Origin of the sequence: Bacillus sp. FSL W7-1085 (assembly GCF_038595035.1) — a bacterium.
Classification (GTDB): domain Bacteria; phylum Bacillota; class Bacilli; order Bacillales; family Bacillaceae; genus Bacillus; species Bacillus altitudinis.
The window spans coordinates 17,225-34,575 of the sequence record NZ_CP152000.1 but is presented as its reverse complement, the minus strand read 5'-3'; the positions used below and the strand labels follow the sequence as shown (position 1 = coordinate 34,575).

16 protein-coding genes, 3 tRNA genes, 1 rRNA gene, 1 other RNA gene and 1 other annotated feature are annotated in these 17,351 nt (G+C 41.5%); of the genes, 5 read left to right on the top strand and 16 right to left on the bottom strand.

All coding sequences use genetic code 11. The features are described from left to right. Window positions 1-81: 81 nt before the first annotated feature. From MKY11_RS00175 to tadA, 10 genes are all read right to left on the bottom strand, one after another. A tRNA-Ala gene (locus tag MKY11_RS00175) sits at window positions 82-157 on the bottom strand. A gap of 14 nt (window positions 158-171) precedes the next feature. Beyond that, window positions 172-248 (bottom strand) — tRNA-Ile (locus MKY11_RS00170). A 96-nt stretch (window positions 249-344) separates the two neighbouring features. After that, window positions 345-1,893, bottom strand: a 16S ribosomal RNA gene (locus MKY11_RS00165). Between the two features lie 274 nt (window positions 1,894-2,167). After that, window positions 2,168-2,431, bottom strand: coding sequence for a pro-sigmaK processing inhibitor BofA family protein (locus MKY11_RS00160; protein ID WP_012009068.1), 264 nt, complete (start codon window positions 2,429-2,431; stop codon window positions 2,168-2,170). A 66-nt stretch (window positions 2,432-2,497) separates the two neighbouring features. Then, window positions 2,498-2,722, bottom strand: coding sequence for a YaaL family protein (locus tag MKY11_RS00155; RefSeq protein ID WP_008342008.1), 225 nt, complete (start codon window positions 2,720-2,722; stop codon window positions 2,498-2,500). 18 nt (window positions 2,723-2,740) lie between these two features. Beyond that, window positions 2,741-3,337 (bottom strand): recombination protein RecR, encoded by a 597-nt coding sequence (gene recR, locus MKY11_RS00150; protein WP_003218094.1) that lies wholly within the window; start codon window positions 3,335-3,337, stop codon window positions 2,741-2,743. Between the two features lie 15 nt (window positions 3,338-3,352). After that, window positions 3,353-3,676, bottom strand: a complete 324-nt coding sequence (locus tag MKY11_RS00145; protein ID WP_008342011.1) for a YbaB/EbfC family nucleoid-associated protein — start codon at window positions 3,674-3,676, stop codon at window positions 3,353-3,355. Between the two features lie 25 nt (window positions 3,677-3,701). Further along, on the bottom strand, window positions 3,702-5,414 hold the full coding sequence (gene dnaX / locus MKY11_RS00140) for a DNA polymerase III subunit gamma/tau (RefSeq protein WP_008342013.1): 1,713 nt from the start codon (window positions 5,412-5,414) through the stop codon (window positions 3,702-3,704). Window positions 5,415-5,744: 330 nt separating this feature from the next. Continuing rightward, window positions 5,745-6,009: signal recognition particle sRNA large type (ffs, locus tag MKY11_RS00135), an RNA gene on the bottom strand. 76 nt (window positions 6,010-6,085) lie between these two features. Then, window positions 6,086-6,562, bottom strand: coding sequence for a tRNA adenosine(34) deaminase TadA (gene tadA / locus MKY11_RS00130; RefSeq protein ID WP_008342015.1), 477 nt, complete (start codon window positions 6,560-6,562; stop codon window positions 6,086-6,088). Window positions 6,563-6,641: 79 nt separating this feature from the next. On the opposite strand from tadA, the gene MKY11_RS00125 reads away from it, so the two are divergent. The 4 genes from MKY11_RS00125 to MKY11_RS00110 all read left to right on the top strand — a co-directional run bounded on the left by MKY11_RS00125 (window position 6,642) and on the right by MKY11_RS00110 (window position 9,902). Continuing rightward, window positions 6,642-7,196, top strand: a complete 555-nt coding sequence (locus MKY11_RS00125) for an isochorismatase family cysteine hydrolase (RefSeq protein ID WP_082136101.1) — start codon at window positions 6,642-6,644, stop codon at window positions 7,194-7,196. Between the two features lie 45 nt (window positions 7,197-7,241). Continuing rightward, on the top strand, window positions 7,242-8,543 hold the full coding sequence (locus MKY11_RS00120; protein WP_035391604.1) for a glycoside hydrolase family 18 protein: 1,302 nt from the start codon (window positions 7,242-7,244) through the stop codon (window positions 8,541-8,543). A 79-nt stretch (window positions 8,544-8,622) separates the two neighbouring features. Beyond that, the gene (locus MKY11_RS00115) at window positions 8,623-9,246 is read left to right on the top strand and encodes a deoxynucleoside kinase (RefSeq protein WP_039170337.1); all 624 of its coding nucleotides are present in this window, start codon (window positions 8,623-8,625) and stop codon (window positions 9,244-9,246) included. Continuing rightward, window positions 9,243-9,902 carry a deoxynucleoside kinase gene (locus MKY11_RS00110; protein WP_024719578.1) on the top strand — a complete coding sequence of 220 codons (660 nt, stop codon included), beginning with the start codon at window positions 9,243-9,245 and terminating at the stop codon, window positions 9,900-9,902. Before MKY11_RS00115 ends, MKY11_RS00110 begins: the two co-directional genes overlap by 4 nt. An 84-nt stretch (window positions 9,903-9,986) precedes the next feature. Here MKY11_RS00110 and MKY11_RS00105 read toward each other — a convergent pair. The 5 genes from MKY11_RS00105 to pdxS all read right to left on the bottom strand — a co-directional run bounded on the left by MKY11_RS00105 (window position 9,987) and on the right by pdxS (window position 14,228). Next, window positions 9,987-10,079, bottom strand: a tRNA-Ser gene (locus MKY11_RS00105). 132 nt (window positions 10,080-10,211) lie between these two features. After that, complete coding sequence (locus tag MKY11_RS00100) at window positions 10,212-11,039, bottom strand: methyl-accepting chemotaxis protein (RefSeq protein ID WP_008342025.1); 828 nt, start codon at window positions 11,037-11,039, stop codon at window positions 10,212-10,214. Window positions 11,040-11,140: 101 nt separating this feature from the next. Further along, on the bottom strand, window positions 11,141-12,415 hold the full coding sequence (serS, locus tag MKY11_RS00095) for a serine--tRNA ligase (RefSeq protein WP_056407808.1): 1,275 nt from the start codon (window positions 12,413-12,415) through the stop codon (window positions 11,141-11,143). 48 nt (window positions 12,416-12,463) lie between these two features. After that, window positions 12,464-12,679, bottom strand: a binding site (T-box leader). A 53-nt stretch (window positions 12,680-12,732) separates the two neighbouring features. Next, entirely contained in the window at window positions 12,733-13,323 is a 591-nt protein-coding gene (gene pdxT / locus MKY11_RS00090) for a pyridoxal 5'-phosphate synthase glutaminase subunit PdxT (protein ID WP_274661071.1), read from the bottom strand. Between the two features lie 20 nt (window positions 13,324-13,343). Beyond that, on the bottom strand, window positions 13,344-14,228 hold the full coding sequence (gene pdxS / locus MKY11_RS00085) for a pyridoxal 5'-phosphate synthase lyase subunit PdxS (protein ID WP_138277935.1): 885 nt from the start codon (window positions 14,226-14,228) through the stop codon (window positions 13,344-13,346). 246 nt (window positions 14,229-14,474) lie between these two features. Between pdxS and MKY11_RS00080 the strand changes: the two genes are divergently transcribed. Next, window positions 14,475-15,953 carry a PLP-dependent aminotransferase family protein gene (locus MKY11_RS00080; protein ID WP_008342034.1) on the top strand — a complete coding sequence of 493 codons (1,479 nt, stop codon included), beginning with the start codon at window positions 14,475-14,477 and terminating at the stop codon, window positions 15,951-15,953. Between the two features lie 42 nt (window positions 15,954-15,995). On the opposite strand, the gene MKY11_RS00075 is transcribed toward MKY11_RS00080, so the two are convergent. After that, window positions 15,996-17,321, bottom strand: coding sequence for a D-alanyl-D-alanine carboxypeptidase family protein (locus tag MKY11_RS00075; protein WP_342501730.1), 1,326 nt, complete (start codon window positions 17,319-17,321; stop codon window positions 15,996-15,998). Window positions 17,322-17,351: the final 30 nt, after the last annotated feature.

Here is a 17,351-nt window from a genome sequence, read left to right as displayed (position 1 = left end):
GAATCACTATGTGTGATGAACTTTGCATTGCATTCAATGTGAATGTATTACTTATTGTTATCTAGTTTTCAAAGAACACGTTGGTGGAGCCTAGCGGGATCGAACCGCTGACCTCCTGCGTGCAAGGCAGGCGCTCTCCCAGCTGAGCTAAGGCCCCGATTTAATAGAAGATGGTGGGCCTGAGTGGACTCGAACCACCGACCTCACGCTTATCAGGCGTGCGCTCTAACCAGCTGAGCTACAGGCCCATCTTTCATATCGAAGATATGATGTTGTAGGATCTTTTGCAAGTTCCTTCAAAACTAAACAAGACGAAAAACGTACGCTGCTCCATATATCCTTAGAAAGGAGGTGATCCAGCCGCACCTTCCGATACGGCTACCTTGTTACGACTTCACCCCAATCATCTGCCCCACCTTCGGCGGCTGGCTCCATAAAGGTTACCTCACCGACTTCGGGTGTTGCAAACTCTCGTGGTGTGACGGGCGGTGTGTACAAGGCCCGGGAACGTATTCACCGCGGCATGCTGATCCGCGATTACTAGCGATTCCAGCTTCACGCAGTCGAGTTGCAGACTGCGATCCGAACTGAGAACAGATTTGTGGGATTGGCTAAACCTTGCGGTCTCGCAGCCCTTTGTTCTGTCCATTGTAGCACGTGTGTAGCCCAGGTCATAAGGGGCATGATGATTTGACGTCATCCCCACCTTCCTCCGGTTTGTCACCGGCAGTCACCTTAGAGTGCCCAACTAAATGCTGGCAACTAAGATCAAGGGTTGCGCTCGTTGCGGGACTTAACCCAACATCTCACGACACGAGCTGACGACAACCATGCACCACCTGTCACTCTGTCCCCGAAGGGAAAGCCCTATCTCTAGGGTTGTCAGAGGATGTCAAGACCTGGTAAGGTTCTTCGCGTTGCTTCGAATTAAACCACATGCTCCACCGCTTGTGCGGGCCCCCGTCAATTCCTTTGAGTTTCAGTCTTGCGACCGTACTCCCCAGGCGGAGTGCTTAATGCGTTAGCTGCAGCACTAAGGGGCGGAAACCCCCTAACACTTAGCACTCATCGTTTACGGCGTGGACTACCAGGGTATCTAATCCTGTTCGCTCCCCACGCTTTCGCTCCTCAGCGTCAGTTACAGACCAGAGAGTCGCCTTCGCCACTGGTGTTCCTCCACATCTCTACGCATTTCACCGCTACACGTGGAATTCCACTCTCCTCTTCTGCACTCAAGTTTCCCAGTTTCCAATGACCCTCCCCGGTTGAGCCGGGGGCTTTCACATCAGACTTAAGAAACCGCCTGCGAGCCCTTTACGCCCAATAATTCCGGACAACGCTTGCCACCTACGTATTACCGCGGCTGCTGGCACGTAGTTAGCCGTGGCTTTCTGGTTAGGTACCGTCAAGGTGCAAGCAGTTACTCTTGCACTTGTTCTTCCCTAACAACAGAGCTTTACGATCCGAAAACCTTCATCACTCACGCGGCGTTGCTCCGTCAGACTTTCGTCCATTGCGGAAGATTCCCTACTGCTGCCTCCCGTAGGAGTCTGGGCCGTGTCTCAGTCCCAGTGTGGCCGATCACCCTCTCAGGTCGGCTACGCATCGTCGCCTTGGTGAGCCGTTACCTCACCAACTAGCTAATGCGCCGCGGGTCCATCTGTAAGTGACAGCCGAAACCGTCTTTCATCCTTGAACCATGCGGTTCAAGGAACTATCCGGTATTAGCTCCGGTTTCCCGGAGTTATCCCAGTCTTACAGGCAGGTTACCCACGTGTTACTCACCCGTCCGCCGCTAACATCCGGGAGCAAGCTCCCTTCTGTCCGCTCGACTTGCATGTATTAGGCACGCCGCCAGCGTTCGTCCTGAGCCAGGATCAAACTCTCCGAAAAAGTACAAAACCGAAGTTTTGCTTTTCGCCAGTTTGACTGACTACCTATGATGTATCACAGGATTTTTTTATAAAAACTCGAATTAACAGGTACGTTTTGTCTTGTTTAGTTTTCAAAGAACTTGTTTACCGCTTCAGAAGCGACTAGAACATCTTATCACATCCAAGTTGTTAGTGTCAACAACTTTTTTGTTATTATGTTTTTTCGTTTCTTCGTCATCAGCGACGTATATTAATTTACCACCATATATAATCAAAGTCAACAATATTTTGCATTAAATAATAAACTTTTCAATTACGACTAAAGCTGCTACACCTGGAATGCCCAACAAACCACTAATTCCGCTCGTTACAGGGTTAATGGAAACATGAAGCCCTAAACTCTCGCCGAATAAATTGAGACAAAATAAAAAAAGAGCGCCTGCGACAAATTTTATTCCGATAAGCCCTAACCATTTGAATGGATTCGCTTGAACACCCGACATAAACAACAATAAAACAGCTAACAAAATTGAACCAATCACAATAACAGGTTCCATAATCCTCTCATCTCCTCTTCATATGAATAGTACAAGCATATGAGAGGATTATGGAAAATAGACCTGCTATCTCCAGTTGTTTAAACGTAAATTTCTCTTTTTCGCTTCTCTCAGATAGAAAAAGTACTTCGCTTGAGCAAGCTTTAATTCGAATAGAATGTCCGGTGAAGGCTCAACGCTATTTGCGACAAGCTTTTTTTGTCTGTTCCATTCTTCCTTTTGCTTAAAAAGCTGTTGAATTAATATCTCATCGAATTCTTTTCGAATTGATTTTCTGCGAAGAAAACCCATGTACCGTACTTCTCCTTCCTACATCTCACGTCTGCCTTCTAGAGCCTTAGAAAGTGTGACTTCATCCGCATACTCTAAATCTCCACCTACTGGGAGTCCGTGAGCAATGCGAGAGAGTTTAATTCCTGATGGTTTCAACAATCTAGAGATATACATAGCTGTCGCTTCACCCTCAATGTTTGGGTTGGTTGCAAGAATGACCTCTGTGACTTGATCGTCTTGCAATCTTTTTAATAGGTCAGGAATTTTAATATCCTCTGGTCCAATTCCGTCCATTGGTGAAATAGCACCATGAAGCACATGATATAAGCCGTTGTATTCTTTCATTTTTTCCATTGCGATCACATCTTTTGGATCCTGCACGACACAGATCACAGATTGATCTCTTCTTGTATCTTCACAAATATAGCAAGGATCCTGATCGGTGATATGTCCGCAAACAGAACAATAAGTTAAATTACGCTTTGCATTAACAAGTGCCTTCGCAAAATCCAGCACGACATCTTCTTGCATACTAAGAACAAAAAAAGCCAGACGGACCGCAGTTTTAGGTCCGATTCCTGGCAATTTCATAAAGCTATCAATCAGCTTTGATATTGGTTCAGGATATTGCATCTTCAGTTATTCCTCCTAGAATAAACCTGGCATGTTCATTCCTTTTGTGAATTGACCCATTGTTTCATTCGTTAGTTCATCAACTTTTTTCAATGCATCATTTGTTGCTGCAAGTACAAGGTCTTGAAGCATATCGATGTCTTCAGGATCAACAACTTCTTCATTAATCGCCACATCAACGACTTCTTTTTGTCCATTTACTTTTACAGTGACCATGCCGCCACCTGCCGTACCTTCAAGGACTTTTTCTGCAAGCTCTTCTTGAGCCTTAGCCATATCCTTCTGCATTTTTTGCATTTGTTTCATCATTTTTTGCATATTTCCCATTCCACCGCGCATATGAACACCACTCTCTTTCTAATTATTAATCTTTAATTTCAATTAAATCGGTTCCTACTAACTTCTTCGCTTCTGCAATTAATGGATCTTCTTCAGCAGAAGCTGCCTGACCATCTGCTTGTTCTTCAGGCTGATGATCTCTTAAAAATTCTTCTCTTATTTTACCCCATTGAGCGTCAGGAACGCCAACTAATTCCACTCTTTTTCCTAGCATAGATTCTAGCAGTTGCTCAAGATTGGTTCGAACACCACTTTTATCTTCGGCCACCATCTTACAATGTATTTCAAATTTGAATTTTAAAACAAAGGCATGAGTTGCCGCTGCAACTGGTTCACTATCTGTTAATAGCGCAGCGTGAGATACCTTATTTTGCTGTTTTAATTGGGCAAGAAGCTCTCCCCATTTGCCTTTTATTTTTTCTAGCTCCGGCCGCTTCGCTTCTTTTAAAATCTCATGAATTCGACCGACAGGTGCACGATAACCATTTTTATTACTCGTTTGAGGTCGAGGTGCTTCCGTTTTTGCTTGAGGACTCTGAGACTGAGTCATTGGAACACCCTCAGCTTTTAGCCTAGATAGCTCCTGTTCCAGCCTGTCTATTTTATTCGTTAACGCTGTTAGGTCGGAATCAGCCGGAGATGATACAGCACCAGCCGTTGACTGACAGAGCTTAACCACAGCTACTTCAAAGAAAATTCTAGGATGGTTTGTCCATTTCATTTCCTGATGGCTTTTATTCAGCACTTCAATCGTTTCATAAAGAAACTGAGGTGCCACACGTTCAGAAAGAGCCACAAACTTATCGTCGACTTTGACTTTTTCAAGGACACCTTCAAGATCCGGTGCTGTTTTGTAAAGAAGCATATCTCTAAAGTAGAAGATCATATCCTCTATTAATTTCGCGGCATCTTTCCCCTGTTGAAGCAATTCATTTAACGTATCCAGCGCTATCGCAATATTTTGCTCAAAAATGGCTTCAGCAAGCTGACTAATGAAATGCTGAGATACAGCACCTGTAATGAGCAGTGCATCATCGATTGTGAGCTGTTCACCACTGAATGAGATCGCTTGGTCAAGAAGACTGAGTGCGTCACGCATGCCTCCATCTGCCGCACTAGCAATAATCTCGAGTGAACCCTCTTGTATATTTAGGCTTTCTGCATCTACAATTTTCTCCATTCGTCCAACAATATCTTTTGTCGTGATCCGTTTAAAATCAAATCTCTGACATCTTGATATGATGGTAAGAGGAATCTTATGAGGCTCTGTGGTAGCCAAAATAAAGATACAATGAGCAGGTGGTTCCTCTAGCGTTTTAAGAAGTGCATTAAATGCCCCGATAGAGAGCATATGTACCTCATCTATAATATAAACCTTATATGTAACCGCTGAAGGAGCAAATTTCACTTTATCACGTATATCCCGAATTTCATCTACCCCGTTATTTGAGGCAGCATCTATTTCAATCACGTCTGAAATCGAACCGGTCGTAATCCCTCTACAGGCATCACACTCATTACACGGCTCACTAACAGGTGACTTTTCACAGTTCACTGCTTTCGCAAAAATCTTGGCAGCACTTGTTTTACCTGTTCCTCTAGGACCTGAAAATAAGTAAGCATGAGAAAACTTTTTCTGCAAAAGGGCATTTTGCAACGTTTTTGTGATGTGTTCTTGTCCAACAACATCCTCAAAAACTTGAGGTCTGAACACTCGGTATAAAGCTTGATAACTCACAAATACGCCCTCCTCCATTTATCATCATGTTCATTATACATGATGCAACGATCAATTCAAAAGTACACCTTTATTTTCTAATAAACGAAAAAGAGCATTTCCTTTAAAGACTTATTACTTTTCTTGATTAAAAAACGTGTTTTCCTGCTTTCTGAAAATGTCTGTCAGATCAACAAGAACATTTGTTCCCTTTATGGATTGCTTCAAAAATACCTCACCCGAAAATGGCTTTTTTACTATTTGTATAAACAAAACAACTGATATATTCTTTCAATAGCAACAAAAAACTCACCTAGATAAACTAGATGAGTTACATTTAATATTGATTTACCGTGCACCTTCTGTCGATTCGCTACCCCAAGCGTTACTTAAACAGTTAGCTCGGCCCAGGCAACCCTGCGGCACATGAGAGGTTTCACTTAATGCTGCTTCCTTCCGGACCTGACATGGTTCATGAATTCCCATTGCGCAGGACCCAGACGTCAACACCACTTATTTAAGGCAGACCTTGAAGTAAACGAACCTTGAGAAGGGATTCGGCCTCGCTAGAGCGGATTGCGAGTACAGGGCACCGCTACCTCCCCGCTTAGCACGGCAAAATGAATATTAAATTGTTGGTGACGCAGACATAAGTATACCTTCTAAGTGATAAAATTGCAAACGACATCCATTCATTTACTTTTCGCCTGCTTCTTCCGCTGACGGAGGTCTCGAAAGAACTGACTTAACAGCTCACCACACTCATTTTCAAGCACACCGCCAATGACTTCAGACTGATGATTGAACCGCTCATCGTCCAATAAATTCATTAAAGTACCAGCACATCCACCTTTAGGATCATAGGCACCAAAAACGACCTTTTTCACTCTTGAAAGTACAATAGCGCCTGCACACATTGGGCACGGTTCGAGTGTAACATAAAGTACAGCATCTTCTAAACGCCAGCTACCAGTCATTTTACACGCTTCATCAATAGCAAGTAATTCCGCATGAGCAATTGATCGCTGTTCACTTTCCCTTAAATTGTGAGCACGGCTTACAATTTGATCATCAACAACGATGACGGCACCGATTGGAACTTCTCCTATTTGTTTTGCTTTCAAAGCTTCAGAAATAGCTTCTTGCATAAACTGTTCATCTTTCGTCATAGCACGGCTCTCTTTTCATGTTTTTTTAAAGGATATTGAGGTTAACATATTATCACAATCTTTTAAAGGGGGTCTTGATTTGCCAAAACAACAAAAGGCACTGCTTATTATTGACATGATCAATAATTTTGATTTCGAAATGGGACATGTGCTCGCTGAAAAAACAGAGCAAATGACCAATAAAATTTTAGCCCTTAAACAACACGCTTTCAAGAAAAATTGGCCAATTATCTATATCAACGACCACTATGGACTCTGGAAGGCTGATATCAAAGCTGTTATGGAAACATGTAAAAACGAAAGAAGTGCCCCTATTTTAGAGCAAATGGCACCATCTAAAGATGATTATTTCTTAATTAAACCTAAGCACTCTGCTTTTTACGGAACAGCACTAGAGACACTCCTAAATGAATTAGGTGTGCAAGAACTTATTTTAACTGGAATTGCCGGAAACATCTGTGTCCTGTTCACTGCAAATGACGCTTACATGCGAGAGTACAACCTCACTGTACCTAGAGATTGTATTGCTTCAAATGATGATAGGGACAACGAGTACGCTTTAACGATGATGGAGAACGTTCTTCTCGCCAAAATCACAACCACTAAAGAGATCACGGATGAAAATCAAACATGATTTATCCATCACCCTCATAAATTGTTAGCAATAACAAAGGGGGCGTTGACCATTCAAATTTATGTTGTCAAAAGAGGAGATACGTTAAATGAGATTGCCATGCGTTTTAAAACAACGGTAAATGAAATCATTCGGACCAACGACATCGAAACACCAAATCAACTAGTCGTTGGACAAACAATTGTCATCCCTATTAGAGGTCAATTTTATGAGGTCAAACAAAATGATACACTTTATCAAATTGGAAGAAGATTTCAAATTTCGGTAGAAGAATTGGCACGTGTGAATCGGATTCGTCCTGAAGCTATATTGCCTATTCGCTTCTTGCTTTATATTCCACAAAGACCGAAAAGAAATATTAATTCTAATGCTTATATAGAACCACGCGGAAACCAAGTCAGCGAAAATTTAAAGCAAGCAGCCAGAGAGGCATCTCCATACTTAACACATCTCGGCGCTTTTAGTTTTCAAGCGCAAAGAGACGGAACACTTCGCGAGCCACCATTAGATCAATTGCCTCAGATTGCCGCTCAAAGCAGAACGGTTTTATCCATGGTAGTCACAAATCTAGAGAATGATAAATTTAGTGATGAACTCGGGCGAATCCTTTTAACAAACCAATCTGTCAAAACGACATTATTAAATGAAATCGTCCGCGTTGCTCAAAAGTATCAATTAAAAGAAATCCATTTTGACTTTGAATATTTACGCCCAGTTGATAAAGAAGCCTACCTTCAATTTTTAAGAGAAGCAACAACTCGTTTTCATCAACAGGGTTGGACTATTTCTGTGGCACTCGCTCCTAAAACAAGCAGTGAACAGAAAGGAAAATGGTATGAGGCACATGACTATGAAGCAATTGGAAAGATTGTTGATCATGTTGTGCTAATGACTTATGAGTGGGGCTACAGCGGCGGGCCTGCTCAAGCCGTCTCTCCGATCGGTCCTGTCCGCCAAGTCATTGAATATGCACTGACTGTCATACCTGCCAATAAAATTGTGATGGGGCAGAATTTATATGGATATGATTGGACACTCCCTTATGTTCAAGGAGGCCCTATCGCCAAAGCCGTCAGCCCTCAACAAGCGATCGCCATTGCTAGAGAGAATAATGTATCCATTTTATATGACGAAACAGCACAAGCACCTTATTTCCGTTATACAGATGCTAACAACAAAGAACACGAGGTTTGGTTTGAAGATGCAAGATCCATTCAAGCCAAATTTAATCTCATTAAAGAGTTAAACCTAAATGGAATTGCTTACTGGAAATTAGGTCTATCCTTCCCACAAAACTGGTTGTTGTTATCAGATCAATTTAATATTGAAAAAAGAACGACATCGTAATTCATACGCTCTATCTCTCAGAAGGGGTATGGTACAATATACATTGGTTTGACAACTTTATAGATAGAGGAGAACGCCTATGTATCCTGCCCCTTTTATTGCAGTGGAAGGCCCAATTGGAGCCGGAAAAACAACCTTGGCTACAATGCTTTCAAAGGAATTTCAATTTCCTTTAGTAAAAGAAATTGTAGAAGAAAATCCATTCTTAGATAAATTTTATGCAGATATGGAACAATGGAGCTTTCAGCTTGAGATGTTCTTTCTATGCAATCGGTTTAAACAGTTAGAATCTATTGAAGAGAACTATGTCAAAAAACAGCAGCCGATTGTCACTGATTATCATGTCTATAAAAATATGATCTTTGCAGAAAGAACCTTATCTAAAAAGCACATGGATAAATACAGAAAGATCTATCACTTGCTGACAGATGATCTTCCTAAACCAAATGCCATGATCTATATAAAAGCCAGCCTTCCCACCTTACTTGATAGAATAAAGATGAGAGGCCGATCTTTTGAAGAAGACATTGATCCAGCTTATTTAAAAACCCTGATTGAAGATTATGAGTTGGCCATCGAGCATTTAAAACAAACTGACCCAGGTCTTCCTATCATTACAATTGAAGGCGATCATACAGACTTCGTTTCCTCACAGCAAGATTACCAGCAAATTGTACAGAACATAAAGGAGCAAGTACTATGAAAAATATTGAAATACCAAAGGATGCTGTCATTACAATTGCAGGGACAGTTGGTGTCGGAAAATCGACCATGACGAAAACAATAGCGGACAAGCTAGGGTTTCAAACTTCTCTCGAAAAAGTAGATGATAATCCATACTTAGAGCCTTTTTATTCAGATTTCCAAAGATGGAGCTTTCATTTACAGGTCTATTTTCTAGCTGAACGTTTTAAGGAGCAGAAACGAATCTTCGAGTCTGGTGGAGGTTATGTACAAGATCGGTCCATTTATGAGGACACTGGTATTTTTGCTAAAATGCACGCAGACAAAGGTACCATGTCAGAGGTAGACTATGAAACGTATACGAGTCTATTTGAGGCGATGGTGATGACACCTTACTTCCCTCACCCAGATGTCCTTATCTACTTACATGGGGATTTAGATCATATATTACATCGTATTGAAGAGCGCGGGAGAGAGATGGAAACTCAAACCGATCGAGCATATTGGGAAGAAATGTACACTCGATATACAGAATGGATCGAACAATTTGATCTGTGCCCTGTGATTAAAATTAATATTGAAGATTATGACTTACTTCATGATGAAAGCTCACTTGATCCAATTCTTCATGAAATTGCTTCTGTTATTCAAAAAAATCGCTCTAACACAAAATAAAAAAAACCGCTGCATTTCTCGAATGCAGCGGTTTGACAATTTCCAATTTTTATGCGTTTCAATTCAACTAAGGTAAAATCAATATGGCGGAGGAAGAGGGATTCGAACCCCCGCGGGCTTTGACACCCCTGTCGGTTTTCAAGACCGATCCCTTCAGCCGGACTTGGGTATTCCTCCGTATCGACAAGAATTAATATATCATATCATCTTATTTTAAGTCAACATCTTTTCGAAAAAATTTTCAACATTTGATTTTGGTATGATGTTTAGCCTATAAAAAGCAGCCGATTATCGGCTGCTCTTCATCTCTTACGTATCCTGTCTAATTTCTTCTATAAAAAGATTCATCTCTTCTTTAAAATCATTTAATGACTCAATAATCTTTGTAAAGTCTGTCACTTGTTTAGCTTGTTCGTTTGTTGAACTGCTGATTTGTGAGATATTTTCAGATAAAGTGCCAATGCTGTCTTGGATTTCTTTTAAAAATGCATTAATGGTTTCAGCTGCTTCCTTTGATCCATCTGATAACTTACGTACCTCGTCTGCAACAACAGCAAAGCCTTTTCCATTTTCACCCGCTCTTGCCGCTTCAATTGCAGCATTGAGTCCTAACAGGTTTGTTTGTCTCGCAATACCGCCAATAGTTTTGACGACTTCTTCAATATTTGCGGATTTCTCTTCTGCTCTTCCGGCCTGCTCACTAATTTCTAAGCTTGTCGCAGCCAGTTCTTGAGAATGAGCAGCAATTTGCTCAATTCCACCTTGTAACTCTTTCGCTACTTTATTGATATGTTCCATATAGCCGCTTAATTTCTTCTCACGATGATGTGAAAAAGCCACTAAAAAAGAGCCAATCACTTTTCTATCTTCATCAAAAATCGGATAACCTTTTACAGCAATTTCATAACCATATAAAGACTCTGGCAAATGCCCATCATATTCTTGTCCTCTTAATGTCGTCGCCACGTTTTGGTCCTCTGGGTTTAAAGCGTCCCCTACTTTAATGCCAAAATCTACTGTGGTCGATGGATAATAGCAAAGTACCTTTTCTGTATCAGTGATGCCGAAAAGAACACTTTCATCTAGAACTTTTCTGAGTAATTGAGCCATTTCAACATAATAGTCAAGCCTATTCAAGGTTATTCCTTCTTTCCTAGATGCTTTTAGTTCTTTTATCGGCTTATTTTAGAAAAGCTGTAGAAGTTTAGGTAAAAAGAATAAGATGCCATGACGGCATCTTATTTTATCACTTCTTTATTTCCCATATAAGGACGTAACACCTCAGGAATGATCACTGTTCCATCCTCTTGTTGATAGTTTTCTAAAATGGCTGCAACAGTTCTTCCTACTGCTAAACCAGATCCATTTAATGTGTGGACGTGTTCTGGCTTTGCTTTAGGCTCAGGGCGGAAACGAATGTTTGCTCGTCTCGCTTGGAACGCTTCAAAGTTACTGCAAGAAGAAATTTCACGATACGTATTTTGGCTTGGAATCCATACTTCGATATCGTATTTCTTCGCAGCCGTAAAGCCTAAATCTCCTGTACACATGCTCATGACACGGTATGGCAGGTTCAATAATTGAAGAACTTTTTCTGCTTGGTTTGTTAGTTTTTCTAATTCTTCATAAGAATCTTCTGGTCTGACAAATTTCACAAGCTCTACTTTGTTAAATTGGTGCTGACGGATGAGTCCGCGCGTATCTCTGCCAGCAGAACCAGCTTCTGATCTAAAGCAAGCACTAAATGCTGCATAATTGATTGGCAGCTGCTCTCCTTCAAGAATTTCGTCACGGTGCATGTTCGTAATTGGCACTTCAGCCGTTGGAATGAGGAAATAATCTTCTTCTCGAATCTTAAAAGCATCCTCTTCAAACTTTGGAAGCTGTCCAGTTCCTGTCATACTTGCTCTGTTGACCATATAAGGTGGTAGTACTTCAGTAAAACCAAATTCATCTACGTGTAAATCCAGCATAAAGTTATAAAGTGCACGCTCTAACCGTGCGCCTAGCCCTTTATAAAAAACGAAACGGCTTCCTGTCACTTTTCCTGCACGTTCAAAATCCAAAATTTTCAGTTCATCCGCTACATCCCAATGCGGCTTTGGTTCAAATGAGAAGGCTGGCTGTTCGCCCCATTTTCTCACTTCAATGTTGTCATCTTCTGTTTCACCGACTGGTACAGAGTCATGAGGGATGTTTGGAATTGAGAATAGGATGGTTTGCAGGCTTTCCTCTACTGTTCTTAATTCATCATCTAACTTCTTAATCTCATCGCCTACCTCACGCATTTCTTGAATAATGTGATCGGCGTCTTTCTTTTCTCTTTTTAGAACAGCCACTTGCTGTGATACTTCATTTCTTCGGCTCTTTAATACTTCTGTTTTGCCGATTAACTCTCTTCTTTTTTCATCCAGCTCACCAAACTTATCAAAATCCGCTAAATCTTCGCCTCGATGGGCTAATTTTTCTTTGATTTGATCAAAATCCGTGCGCAGTTGTTTAATATCCAGCATGTGTAACACTCCTTTTTTATCGAAAAATAAAAAGAGCCCTCATCCCATGAAAGGGACGAGAGCTCTCGCGTTGCCACCCTGATTGAAAACACGCCAAAAGCATGCTTTCCTCTTTCCTCTGTAACGGCATCACCGTAAATGCTTACTTCGTGTTTCAGCATTTCGCTCAAGGATGGATTCAGAATGCATCTTTCACCGATTCTCACCAACCATCGGCTCTCTGAGAAAGAGGGGCTTCTTACTATTTCCCGTCAACGCTTTTTCGATCTTTGATTGTGATTTTAATGTACTATAAGTTTTATCTCTTTTCAACCGTTTTATACAGCAAGCTTCGTTTTATAGGACTCCACCATCTCAACAAACAGCTGTGTTAACCGATGGTCGTCTGTCAGCTCTGGATGAAAAGAACAACCTAAGATATTGTTTTCTTTCGCCATCACAATCCTGCCGTCATACTCAGCCATGACCTCTACGCTCTCATCTGCGCTGATGATATGAGGCGCACGGATGAACACTCCTGTAAACGGCGCATCCAGTCCTTTCACTTCTACATCTGCTTCAAAGCTGTCTACCTGTCTGCCAAACGAATTACGTGCAACAGATACATTTAACAGTCCAAGATGAGCATCTTCTCGATCTTCTATATGCTTTGCCAGCATAATCAAACCGGCACAAGTCCCAAATATCGGTTTACCTTGAGCAGCGAACGCTTTAATCGGTTCAATGAATTGGTACGTATCCATGAGTCTTCTCATCGTCGTACTTTCACCACCAGGGATAATGAGACCGTCAACAATTTCTAACTCCTCTACCTGCTTGATGATCTTTCCCGCTGCGCCACAAGCTTCAATCGATTGAATATGCTCTCTCACCGCTCCTTGAAGCCCTAGTACACCAATTGTTAGCATGTTCGTTTGCGCTCCCTTAATTACCAGCCACGCTCTTGCATACGCTCTTCTGGCAATAGATTTGAAATTTCAATTCCTTTCATCGCTGTTCCAAGCTCTTTAGAAAGCTCTGCAATTAGACGGTAATCTGTGAAATGAGTCGTTGCTTCTACAATCGCTTTTGCAAATTTAGCTGGATTGTCTGATTTGAAGATACCAGAGCCGACAAATACACCATCTGCTCCAAGCTGCATCATTAATGCTGCATCTGCTGGTGTTGCAACACCTCCTGCTGCAAAGTTTACAACCGGCAATTTGCCGTCTTTTTTAATTTGAACCAATAATTCATAAGGTGCGCCTAAATTCTTGGCTTCTGTCATCAATTCATCTTCACTCATTGCCGCCACTTTACGAATTTGAGCATTGACCTTTCTCATATGACGAACAGCTTCTACAATATTTCCTGTACCAGGCTCACCTTTTGTACGCAACATAGATGCACCTTCTGCAATACGACGAGTCGCCTCACCTAAATCACGGCAGCCACATACGAAAGGAACCGTATATTCATTTTTATTTAAATGGAATTCCTCATCTGCGGGCGTCAGCACTTCACTCTCATCAATATAATCAACACCAAGTGCTTCAAGAACACGAGCTTCCACGATGTGGCCGATACGTGCTTTTGCCATGACTGGAATCGTTACTGCATTTTGTACTTCTTCCACGATTCTTGGGTCTGCCATACGGGCAACACCGCCTGCTGCACGGATATCAGCTGGTACCCGTTCTAGTGCCATCACTGCCACTGCGCCTGCTTCTTCTGCGATTTTTGCCTGCTCAGCATTGACGACATCCATAATGACGCCACCTTTTTGCATTTCTGCCATTCCACGTTTTACTCGTTCAGTTCCCTTATTGCTCACAATTGTTTCCTCCCATTTGTCTATTCGATTGATTCAACACCTTTATCATACAAGCGATAGAGTATAACAATAAAGAGAATAGTATAACAATTCAATTAGCTCATAAAAAAGAAGAAACCCTTATATATCAAGGTTTCATAGTTAAAAAGGCATCATTCCCTCTTTTAAGTGTTATTAACATGTTATAATGCATCTATAACAATTCGAAACCATCTATAACAATTCCACACCCATTGGAGGATTTTCATGCATATTGATATCCATCGACATTCAGATACATCTCTTTCGAATCAGATTTACTTTTCCATCGTTGATCACATTCAATCAGGTCTGCTTCAGCAAGGCGATAAGCTGCCGACTGTACGTGATCTAGCGAAACAGCTGAATGTGAGTCTTGTCACAGCAGCAAAAGCATATACACGGCTTAAGGACGACGGATTTTTAACGACTGTACAAGGGAAAGGTACGTTTGTGAATGAGCAGCATGAGCAAACTGACATCCCGGTTCAGTCATCTACTTCTTTCGATTGGCAGTTATCGATCCCTGATTATTTACCAAGGTCTCAATTCGCTCAGTATCACTATGTCGAAGAAGCCATTAATCTTTCTTCCTCTATGATTGATCCTGGTCTTTTACCTAACCGGTATTTAGAAAAAGAAATGCAGCATGTCCTAGCCCGGCATCCTCAAATCATGTCAAAATACGGAGAAATACAAGGTGACCTTCAGCTTCGTCAGGTCATTCAATCATTTCTAGAAAAATTAGATGTCCCTTCTACTCCTGAAAATATCCTTGTCACTAGCGGTTCTCAGCAAGGGCTTGATTTAGTAGCACGTACATTTATCGGGCCGGATGATGTAGTTGTCATGGAGGCGCCCACCTATCCAGGCGCAATTGATGTCTTTATGGGGAGAGGGGCACGAATTATTACGGTTCCTGTCGATCATGAAGGGATGAACATGAAACAGCTTCAAAGCATTTGTGATAAATATAAACCAAAGCTCATCTATACCATTCCTACTTTTCACAGTCCTACAGGTGCTAGTATGTCGATGAAACGAAGAAAACAGCTACTTTTACTGGCACAAAGCATTGATTGTCTCATTGTAGAGGATGATCCTTATCGTGAGCTTTATTTTGAAAAGAAACCGCCGGCACCCATTAAAAGCCTAGATCACGATGGACACGTCATTTATTTACGAGGATTAAGCAAGACACTGGCTCCAGGATGCAGAATTGGAATTATTACAGCGTCAGGCTCTATATTTAACCGTTTATTAGCTGCAAAAGCCAATAATGATTTAGGGAGCCCGCTTCTCACCCAAAAGGCGATCTTACCGTTTCTCACTTCCAAGAAAATGATCGATCATACGAAAAAATTAAGAACTGCCTTGAAGGTGAGACGCGATTTGATGATGGATGTGTTGACAAAGCATGCGCCAAAGGACGTCACGTGGCAAATCCCACAGGGCGGGCTCAATTTGTGGCTTAGTTTTCCTTCCTGGGTCGATACACGTGCCCTATTACATGAGGCACGGAAGCAGCAAATTACCTTCCTGCCTGGCTCTGTTTGCTATCCTGGGGAGCCGAAGCAGAATTATATACGTCTCAGTTTTTCTTATGTGAATGAAAAGGCACTGACGGAAGGTATGGAAAAGTTATGTGGTATTTTTCAGCAGGCCTTGTCTACACCTCAAAACCACAAACAATCTCTTTTCTTTTAACGATAAAAAAACTGCTCTCTATATGTGAGAGCAGTTTTTTTATTAGAACCAACCTTTTACTGTGTCGACGATTCCGCCCCAAATGCCAGCGAAGAATCCACCTACACCACGCATTGCAAGGATGAACCAGTTTGCTTTTTCATCACCTGTTTTCGTCACAAGCTCAACACCTGATTGGTCTTTACTCAAATAGCCGTAGTCCTTCTCATCACCAGAATAAGAAGTCGTCAGCATGCCAACCTTCGTTCCTTTTTTAATAGGAGCTTCTAGGTTCTTTTTATCAATATTTACTTTCGCTTTATAGCTCTTCTCGTCACCATTTTTAACCGGTACAGAGAAAGCTTCTTTCGTCACGACGGGTACTTCTTTATCTTTCCCTTTATCGACTTCGATGTTTTCATGTCCCTTGATTTGTTGGCCTTTTTTGTACATTTCTTTCATCGTGAAGTTTTTAAAGGCATAATCGAACAATTTTTTCGCCACATCAAAACGAGCTGTATGAAGATTCCCTTTAGCATTCAGGACAACTGCGATCACACGCATGTCACCACGTTTTGCTGTACCTGTGAAGCTAGAACCAGCTGAATCAGTAGATCCCGTTTTCAGACCGTCTACGCCTTCATATTCTTTCACAAGTCCTTTAAGCATAAAGTTCCAGTTTGGCATGTCCATTTCGTCATCTGTGCCTTCTCTGAACTTTGTTTTCGCGATGCTTGCTGTTTCAAGAAGTTCTGGATGATCTTTGATGAGATGCTGTGCAAGCAAAGCCATATCCTTTGCGGAAACTTCGCTTTCTTCATCAGGTCCCGTACCTTTAGGCTGTTTGCCATGTAAGTCTTTATTTTCTAATCCAGTTGCATTCACGAATTTGTAATTGGTTAAGCCAAGTTCTTTTGCTTTTGCATTCATTTTTTCAACAAACTTTGATTCTGATCCAGCGATTACCTCTGCTAGACCAATTGCTGCTGCATTTGCTGAATAAATAGCCGTTGCTTGATAAAGTTCTTTGACAGTATACGAACCATCTTTTCTCAATGGAACATTGGATAAACTGCGGTCCTGAGAAATTTCGTACACGTAATCATCTGGCGTATATGTTTGATCCCATTTCACTTTGCCTTCAGCAATCGCCTCTAGTAATAGATACTCTGTCATCATCTTTGCCATACTTGCAATAGGCAGTCTTTGTTCTGCGTTTTTACTATAAAGAATTTTACCTGTAGAAGCTTCAATAAGGATGGCTGCTTTCGCATTCACATTGAATGGATCTTCAGCCGCTTTTGCTTTGGACATTGGGGTAAATGCAGTAACAATCAATGCCAATGCAAGGATAGAGACCATAAGCTGTTTCAACATCTTGCTGTTCAATCGTCATACCTCCGTATTCATCTTTTTTCG